This is a genomic window from Pseudomonas sp. 13B_3.2_Bac1 (genome assembly GCF_025466205.1).
Classification (GTDB): Bacteria; Pseudomonadota; Gammaproteobacteria; order Pseudomonadales; family Pseudomonadaceae; genus Aquipseudomonas; species Aquipseudomonas fluorescens_H.
The window spans coordinates 25,298-33,377 of record NZ_JANLOG010000105.1 but is presented as its reverse complement, the minus strand read 5'-3'; the positions used below and the strand labels follow the sequence as shown (position 1 = coordinate 33,377).

The following is an 8,080-nucleotide window of genomic DNA, read 5'->3' as shown; positions in this document are numbered from 1 at the left end:
CCCCCCCCCCCCCCCCCCCCCCCCACCCCGAACCTGTCCGGATTCAATTCCCGGGCCGATGCGTTAAACTCGCGCCCATTGCTGTCTGGAGCTTCTTATGCGCGAAGAGTTGAACCGAGGCCTGATCGACTTTCTCAAGGCCTCCCCTACCCCGTTCCACGCCACTGCCAGCCTTGTCCAGCGTCTGGAGGCCGCCGGTTATGTGCGCCTCGACGAGCGCGAGCCGTGGACTACCGAGGCCAACGGCCGCTACTACGTCACCCGTAACGACTCCTCGATCGTCGCAATCAAAATGGGCCGCAACTCGCCGCTGCACGACGGTATCCGTCTGGTCGGCGCCCACACCGACAGCCCCTGCCTGCGGGTCAAGCCACAACCGGAACTGCAACGTCAGGGGTTCTGGCAACTGGGCGTTGAAGTCTACGGCGGCGCGCTGCTGGCGCCGTGGTTCGACCGCGACCTGTCGCTGGCCGGCCGCGTCACCTTCCGTCGCGACGGCAAGGTCGAAAGCCAGCTGATCGACTTCAAGGCACCGATCGCGATCATTCCCAACCTGGCGATTCACCTCAACCGTGAAGCCAATCAGGGTTGGGCAATCAACGCGCAGACCGAGCTGCCACCGATCCTCGCGCAGTTCGCCGGTGACGAGCGCGTCGACTTCCGCGCCGTACTGACCGATCAACTGGCCCGCGAACATGGCCTGAACGCCGACGTGGTGCTGGATTACGAACTGAGCTTCTACGACACCCAAAGCGCTGCGATCATCGGCCTGCATGGCGATTTCATCGCCGGTGCGCGCCTGGACAACCTGCTGTCGTGCTACGCCGGCCTGCAAGCCCTGCTCACCGCCGACACCGAAGAAACCTGCGTGCTGGTGTGCAACGACCACGAAGAAGTCGGCTCCTGCTCGGCCTGCGGTGCCGACGGCCCGATGCTCGAACAGACCCTGCGTCGTCTGCTGCCCGAAGGTGACGAGTTCGTCCGCACCATCCAGAAATCGCTGCTGGTCTCGGCCGACAACGCTCACGGCGTGCATCCGAACTACGCCGAGAAGCACGACGCCAACCACGGCCCGAAACTCAACGCCGGCCCGGTGATCAAGGTCAACAGCAACCAGCGCTACGCCACCAACAGCGAAACCGCCGGGTTCTTCCGCCACCTGTGCATGGCCGAAGAAGTGCCGGTGCAGAGCTTCGTGGTGCGCAGTGACATGGGCTGCGGCTCGACCATCGGCCCGATCACCGCCAGCCACCTGGGCGTGCGCACCGTGGATATCGGCCTGCCGACCTTCGCCATGCACTCGATCCGCGAACTGTGCGGCAGCCACGACCTGGCGCACCTGGTCAAAGTGCTGAGCGCGTTCTACGCCAGTCGCGAATTGCCGTAAAAGCTGAAAAGCTTCGCGAGCAAGCCCGCTCCCACATTGGAATGCATTTCAACCTGTGGGAGCGAGCCTGCTCGCGAAAGCGCTCGTGCAGACAACAAAGATATCGTAGAACCGAATCATTCCTGATACACATCACTCCTCGCTGCAGAAAGCGACCTAGACTTACATCATTCATTTCGACAAGGCAGTCTCCATGATTTCGATGTCCTCCTTCCACGCCATGCTCATTCCGATCCTGAGCGGGATGATCCTGCTGGCGATCGGCTTCAACTTCCGTGACAAGAACGCCGGTGTCTTCGCCATGTGGGTCGGCATGCTGATGATCCTGGCGACCGTGGTCTACAAGATCCTCGCCAAACTCAACGAATAAATCCGCGCCCGGCTCGCATTGATTCTGGCTGCCTCGTACACTCGCTCAATTCGCCCGTTTGCGAGGTTGACCGCCTAGTGTTCGCTCGTCTGTTTGCTCTGCCCTGCCTGTTCCTTGTCTGCCTGATGACGCTGCTGCCGCTGGCCCCTGCCCATGCGGCCGGTTTGCCGGGCCTGCTCAACACCACCAAGACCCAGCCCGAAGCGCAAGAGCCGCTGGGTCAATCGCTGGATGAAGTCATCAAGTCGCTGGAAAACGACAAGCAACGCGCCCAGTTGCTGACCGATCTGAAAAAGCTGCGCGACGTCACCAAGAAAGCCCAGGCCTCACCGGAAGAAGGTGTGCTGGGCCTGATCGGCGGTACCCTGGCCAGTTTCGAACAGCAGTTCTCCGGTGCCGACAGCCCGCTCAACCGCTGGTCCAATGAATTCGATCTGGCCAAGGACGAACTCGACGCCCTGATGCTGCCGGCCAGCGAATGGCTGCCGATCATCTTCGGCTTCGCGGTGATCCTGATGGTCTGGAGCCTGCTCGCTGCCGCGCTGATCTGGCTCGGGCACCGGGTGCGCATGCGCTTCGGCCTGACCGAAGAACTGCCGCAACACCCCAAGGCCCTCGACATGCTGCGCTTCGCCCTGCGCAAACTCGGCCCATGGCTGATCGCATTGGTCATCACCGTATACATGAGCTACGCGCTGCCCTCGTCATTGGGCAAGAGCCTGGCGATGGTGCTGGCTTACGCGCTGGTGGTCGGCACCTGTTTCTCGGCGATTTGCGTGATCGCCTTTTCGCTGCTCGACGGCCCGCACCGGCACCGGGCGCTGTACATCCTGCGGCATCAGGCTTTCCGCCCACTGTGGCTGATCGGCAGCTTCGCCGCGTTCGGTGAGGCGCTGAACGACCCGCGCCTGGTCGAGAGCCTTGGCGTGCACCTGGCACACACCACCGCGACCATCACCAATGTCCTCGCGGCGCTGTTCACCGGTCTGTTCATCCTGCGTTTCCGCCGACCGATCGCGCATCTGATCCGCAACCAGCCGTTGTCCCGCCGCCTGACCCGCCGCGCCCTCAGCGACACCATCGATATCCTCGGCACCTTCTGGTACGTGCCGGCGCTGGTGCTGGTCGGGATCTCGCTGTTCGCCACCTTCGTCTCCGCCGGCGACACCAGCACCGCCCTGCGTCAGTCGCTGATCTGCACGGTGCTGCTGGTGATGTGCATGGTGATCAACGGCCTCGTCCGCCGTCACTCGCTCAAACCGCAGCGCGGGCCGAAGCGTCATGCGCTGTATTCGGAACGCCTGAAAAGCTTCTTCTACACCCTCGCCCACCTGCTGGTGTGGCTGACCTTCATCGAACTCGGCCTGCGCGTGTGGGGCAAGTCGCTGATCGGTTTTGCCGAGGGCGAAGGGCATGACGTCAGCGTCAAACTGTTCAGCCTGATCGGCACACTGATTTTCTCCTGGCTGATCTGGATCCTCGCCGACACCGCCGTGCACCACGCCCTCACCCGCTCGCGCAAAGGCCTGGCCAATGCCCGCGCACAGACGATGATGCCGCTGATCCGCAACGTGCTGTTCGTGGCGATTTTCATCATTGCGCTGATCGTCGCGCTGGCGAACATGGGCATGAACGTCACGCCACTGCTGGCCGGTGCCGGTGTGATCGGTCTGGCCATCGGTTTCGGTGCACAGTCGCTGGTGGCGGACCTGATCACCGGCCTGTTCATCATCATCGAAGACTCGCTGGCGATCGACGATTACGTCGACGTCGGCGGCCACCTCGGCACCGTCGAAGGCCTGACCATCCGCACCGTGCGCCTGCGCGACATCGACGGCATCGTCCACACCATTCCGTTCAGCGAAATCAAAAGCATCAAGAACTACTCGCGGGAATTCGGCTACGCGATCTTCCGCGTGGCGGTGCCGTACAACATGGAAATCGACGACGCGATCAAACTGATGCGCGAAGTCGGCCAGAAAATGCGCACCGACCCGCTGCAGCGGCGCAACATCTGGTCGCCGCTGGAGATCCAGGGCGTGGAAAGCTTCGAGTCCGGCAGCGCGATTCTGCGCGCGCGGTTCAAGACTGCGCCGATCAAACAGTGGGAAGTTTCCCGAGCGTTCAACCTGTCGCTCAAGCGCCATCTGGATGAGGCAGGACTGGATCTGGCGACGCCACGGATGAGTGTGCAGGTGATTACGCCGGGCGCGGAGCACAAAAAGGAAAACTGAACCTGAGCGTGCCCCTATTGGCTGGTAGTGCCAATAGGGGGGGAGTTTCTATTGATCTTTGAAACCAGGTTTACCGTTAGCGGAGCGCCACTTCTTCACCTCGACTATAACTTTCTCAGGCCCATCCTTACCTTCTTCCGGGTAGTAGATCAAATCTGAGCCAGAAGGATGCTCAACCAGCCGCTTAAACTCAAGAATGGCAGCAATTCGCTGTTTTTCTGTACGAAACCCTGAGTTATAGATTTTTCTGACAAACTCAAGAAAACTTTCTTCACTCATTTCCTGTATCGATTTCACATCAAAGCCCTTTATGAATTTCAATATGCGCCTTAGGGGTGACAATACTTATATTGTCAGCATTATATAAATCCCCACCCTCTGCCAACCCCAACTTATGATGCAGTTCGTACTTCACTCTTGCTCCCACAGAATCACTCTCCCTTACTACCGGAGCTTTTCCTTTTTTCATTTCGCTTAAACTCGCCGCATTAAACAACTCAGCTAACCTTTCCTCGTGGAAAACAGCCTTCCACAATCTCTCTCTAAAAGCCCTGAAGCTTTTGAACTGCCTCCCTCTCAACTTCTCAGCGATCTCCGATGGAATGGCCGCCCCCTCACCTTGCGCAGCCGCCTCAAGCCATCGACCCACAACCGGCTCGCCATAGCCGCTGGCCACTCCCGCGTCATTCCGACGATCCCGGAACATGATGTACTGCGGTGGCAGCCCCGACTCCGGCGGGAAGACGAGAATGAAGTCGTCGAAGTGAATGTTGCCCGGGACGGGATAGGTATCGATCCGCCCTTCAATCGGGACGAGATTGCCGCCGAAGTATCGTGGTGGAGCTGACTCCTCCGCGGGCAACTGCGTTGAACTGTCGGTCGGCGCAACTATTGGCGTCCAGACCACGTTTGTTGGCGGAAGGTCAGTAAGCGTGGTGTCGTAAGTGTTATCCCCGGGGTTATAGCCCGCTGCAATCACCCGCACACCGGAAGGGAGTCTTTTGCCGCCTACCGGAACAACCAGCAGTTCCGCCAGATTGCCTGTCAATGGCCGGGGACTTAAACGTACTGGTAAATCCAGCAATGCCCTTTCGCTTGCCAGCCTGTGCAGATCCGGCAGAGGCCCGGGTAGCAGGTCCGATAACGGATGGCTAAGCAAGAAGCGCTCGGGCAACTCACCATTGCCCAGTGTCGGTGAGTAGATGAACGCACCCACACCCACCATCAGGCCCGACGCCGCTCCTGCAGCCAGTCCAGCCAACTCCCCAACCGCCGAGCGAATGGCGGCAGCTAATCCCGCCATCAGGTTGTCAGCAATGGCCACCGCGCCACGGGATGTCGCAAAGACCAACTGGGCGTTGGCGACATTGCCCTGAAGGCGCAGGGGTATGCCATGACCCAGACTTGGTCGCTGGTCTTCAAGCGAGCGATTGGCCTGTTCGACTTCTTCCAGTCGGCGCTTTTCCTCTGCGAGCCTGTGTGCTTCAGCTTCCGCCTCAAGCGCTGCCCGTTCCTCGGCGAGCTTCTGCTCCCGGGCGTGCGCCGCCAAACGGGCTTGCTCTTCTGCCACTCGCTTGATTTCATCGGCGGCGGCAATACGCGCTAACTCTTCCGCCATCCGGCGCGCTTGATCCTGTGCTGCACGGACCTGTTCCTGAGCAATCTGCTGGGCGTGTTCCGCCGCCAACCGCGCCTGCTCCTGGGCAATTCGCGCAGTCTCTTGCGCTTGTACGACGGTAATGACCTCCCTGACCCTTGCGGATTGAGTGTTTAACAAGCCAATGCCTTCAACCAGCAACTTGGCGTTAAACAATGCACTGTAGGCTTGCCGCACAGTGGCGCCGGAGCCTCGCCGATTTACCTGTGGCAGGCGGCCGCTGTTATAAAACCTTTCAACTTGTGCATGACCGAATCGCTGAATGGCGACATCCTGTGTCGACAACAGAGCCGTGTATTTGCGGACAATCAGTGAATCTCTAAAGCGCATCTCTCGCGCTAAGGCCTCTAGCGGAGGGAGTGGAACTGAATCACCTCCATTTCTGACATTCGCAAGTTCAACTTCAAGTACTTCAGCAAGGCTTTCGGAAAAAGACTTGTAAGCACTTTCCATATCCAGAATTTCATCAAGCGGGGCGAAATCAACATTTCGCCCCGAACCATCACCCCTCCCTAAGTAATGTATATATACATCTTGTTTATCCGGGTTCACCTCTGTCACTGGAAGCGTTATTCCATTACGCAGCATTTATATATCCTCCCTGGATTATTCGCGCCGTCGTTTCCTGGCAAACGAAATCGACAACTTGTCGACCACATCGCCTGGACTGCGGAGAAATTTATTGAAATAAATGCTGCGGTGTGCGGTATATAGTTATTGTTTTTTATTTTTCTGTCACGCCAGACCAAGCCGATAAGGCAGTAGGAAAATTCCCGACCCAATTAATGAACATGCACACTTTCGAAAACTTCGCGCGCGATACTCCGTTGCCCCTAAACTTACCCACCGGTTTTTTTGTCACAGGCAGGGAAGCCAGAAAAACAATAACCATGGAGAAATCCGATGCAGCTGACACGTATCGCCCAGACCGTTCTGCTCACTCTGCTGGCCGGCACCGCCAGCGCCGCCACCCTGGACAGCACCCGCGAACAGATCGCCGCGCAGGCCAAGGCACTTGAACCGGAACTGCTGGAAACCCGCCGCGACATTCACGCCCATCCGGAACTGGGCAACACCGAAAAACGCACATCGGAACTGGTTGCCAGACAACTGAAGGCCATGGGCCTGGAAGTCAAAACCAACGTCGCCCGCACCGGCGTGGTCGCGATCCTCAAAGGCGCCCTGCCCGGCCCGACCGTCGCCCTGCGCGCCGACATGGACGCGCTGCCGGTCAAGGAAGTGGCCGACCTGCCCTTCGCCTCGAAAGCCAAAGGCACTTATCTGGACAAAGAAGTCGACGTGATGCACGCCTGCGGCCACGACGCCCACACCGCGATCCTGCTGAGCACGGCGAAAATTCTCACAGGCATGCGCGACACCCTGCCAGGCACCGTGGTGTTCTACTTCCAGCCCGCCGAAGAAGGCCCGAGCGACTTCATCCCCGACGGCAAAAACACCTGGGGCGCGAAAATGATGGTCGAGGAAGGCGTGATGAAATCCCCCAAACCCGACGCCGTGTTCGGCCTGCACGTCTGGGCCGGCGTCCCCGCCGGCCAGATCGCCTACCGCCCCGGCCCGACCCTGGCCAGCTCCGACGACCTGCGCATCAAAATCCTCGGCAAACAAACCCACGCCGGCCGCCCGTGGGACGGCATCGACCCGATCACCGTCGGCGCACAAACCATCGTCGGCCTGCAAACCGTGGTCAGCCGGCGCACCGACATCTCGTCCTATCCATCGGTGGTCAGCATCGGCACCATCAATGGCGGCACCCGCTACAACATCATTCCCGAGTCTGTCGACATGAGCGGCACCATCCGCTCCTACGACTACGGCATCCGCCAGAAACTGCACAGCGACGTTCGCCAGACCATCGAAAAAATCGCCGAAAGCGGCGGCGCGAAAGCCGACGTCACCATCATCGAAAAATACGACCCCACGATTAACAACCCGGCACTGACGGAGAAAATGCTGCCGACGTTGAAGTGGGCGGCCAAGAATGACGTGGTCAATGCACCGCTGGTGGGCGGCGCGGAAGACTTCTCGTTCTTTGCCAAGGAAGTGCCGGGGCTGTTTGTGTTTCTCGGGGTGACGCCACGGGATCAGGACATGAGCAAAGCTGCGCCGAATCACAATCCGGGATTCTTTGTGGATGAGTCGGCGCTGGTGGTTGGGGTGAGGACGATGGCGTCTTTGGCGACGGATTATCTGTATGGGAATGCTGAGGCTGCCAGATAGAGATGGGGTGATTGTGCGGGCGACTTCGCGAGCAAGCCCGCTCCCACAGGTGGATTGGGTTCATTCAGCGAGGGATTGGTCGGCTGTCAGGCCGCCTTCGCGAGCAGGCTCGCTCCTACAGTGGGATTGGGGGCGGTCAGTTGGGGATTGGTCGGCTGTCAGGCCGCCATCGCGAGCAGGCTCACTCCTACAGA

6 protein-coding genes are annotated in these 8,080 nt (G+C 59.6%); 4 read left to right on the top strand and 2 right to left on the bottom strand.

From position 1 onward, the window contains the following. The first annotated feature begins 97 nt into the window (after window positions 1-97). From NTD85_RS16555 to NTD85_RS16545, 3 genes are all read left to right on the top strand, one after another. Window positions 98-1,387 carry a M18 family aminopeptidase gene (locus NTD85_RS16555; protein ID WP_262142700.1) on the top strand — a complete coding sequence of 430 codons (1,290 nt, stop codon included), beginning with the start codon at window positions 98-100 and terminating at the stop codon, window positions 1,385-1,387. 193 nt (window positions 1,388-1,580) lie between these two features. Continuing rightward, window positions 1,581-1,757 (top strand): hypothetical protein, encoded by a 177-nt coding sequence (locus NTD85_RS16550; RefSeq protein WP_007965354.1) that lies wholly within the window; start codon window positions 1,581-1,583, stop codon window positions 1,755-1,757. Window positions 1,758-1,834: 77 nt separating this feature from the next. After that, window positions 1,835-3,991, top strand: coding sequence for a mechanosensitive ion channel family protein (locus NTD85_RS16545; RefSeq protein WP_262142699.1), 2,157 nt, complete (start codon window positions 1,835-1,837; stop codon window positions 3,989-3,991). Between the two features lie 48 nt (window positions 3,992-4,039). Here the strand turns inward: NTD85_RS16545 and NTD85_RS16540 are convergent, their stop codons facing one another. Together NTD85_RS16540 and NTD85_RS16535 are read right to left on the bottom strand one after the other, a co-directional pair. Further along, window positions 4,040-4,270, bottom strand: a complete 231-nt coding sequence (locus NTD85_RS16540) for a bacteriocin immunity protein (protein ID WP_262142698.1) — start codon at window positions 4,268-4,270, stop codon at window positions 4,040-4,042. A 19-nt stretch (window positions 4,271-4,289) separates the two neighbouring features. Further along, window positions 4,290-6,236 carry an S-type pyocin domain-containing protein gene (locus NTD85_RS16535; RefSeq protein WP_262142697.1) on the bottom strand — a complete coding sequence of 649 codons (1,947 nt, stop codon included), beginning with the start codon at window positions 6,234-6,236 and terminating at the stop codon, window positions 4,290-4,292. Between the two features lie 315 nt (window positions 6,237-6,551). Here NTD85_RS16535 and NTD85_RS16530 point away from each other — a divergent pair, with 315 nt between their 5' ends. Then, complete coding sequence (locus NTD85_RS16530) at window positions 6,552-7,886, top strand: amidohydrolase (RefSeq protein ID WP_262142696.1); 1,335 nt, start codon at window positions 6,552-6,554, stop codon at window positions 7,884-7,886. Window positions 7,887-8,080 lie beyond the last annotated feature (194 nt).

Bases quoted from the DNA above. Each gene is read 5' to 3' on its own strand.
- NTD85_RS16555 (WP_262142700.1), top strand. From the start codon at position 98: ATGCGCGAAGAGTTGAACCGAGGCCTGATCGACTTTCTCAAGGCCTCC.
- NTD85_RS16550 (WP_007965354.1), top strand. From the start codon at position 1,581: ATGATTTCGATGTCCTCCTTCCACGCCATGCTCATTCCGATCCTGAGC.
- NTD85_RS16540 (WP_262142698.1), bottom strand. From the start codon at position 4,270: ATGAGTGAAGAAAGTTTTCTTGAGTTTGTCAGAAAAATCTATAACTCA.
- NTD85_RS16535 (WP_262142697.1), bottom strand. From the start codon at position 6,236: ATGCTGCGTAATGGAATAACGCTTCCAGTGACAGAGGTGAACCCGGAT.
- NTD85_RS16530 (WP_262142696.1), top strand. From the start codon at position 6,552: ATGCAGCTGACACGTATCGCCCAGACCGTTCTGCTCACTCTGCTGGCC.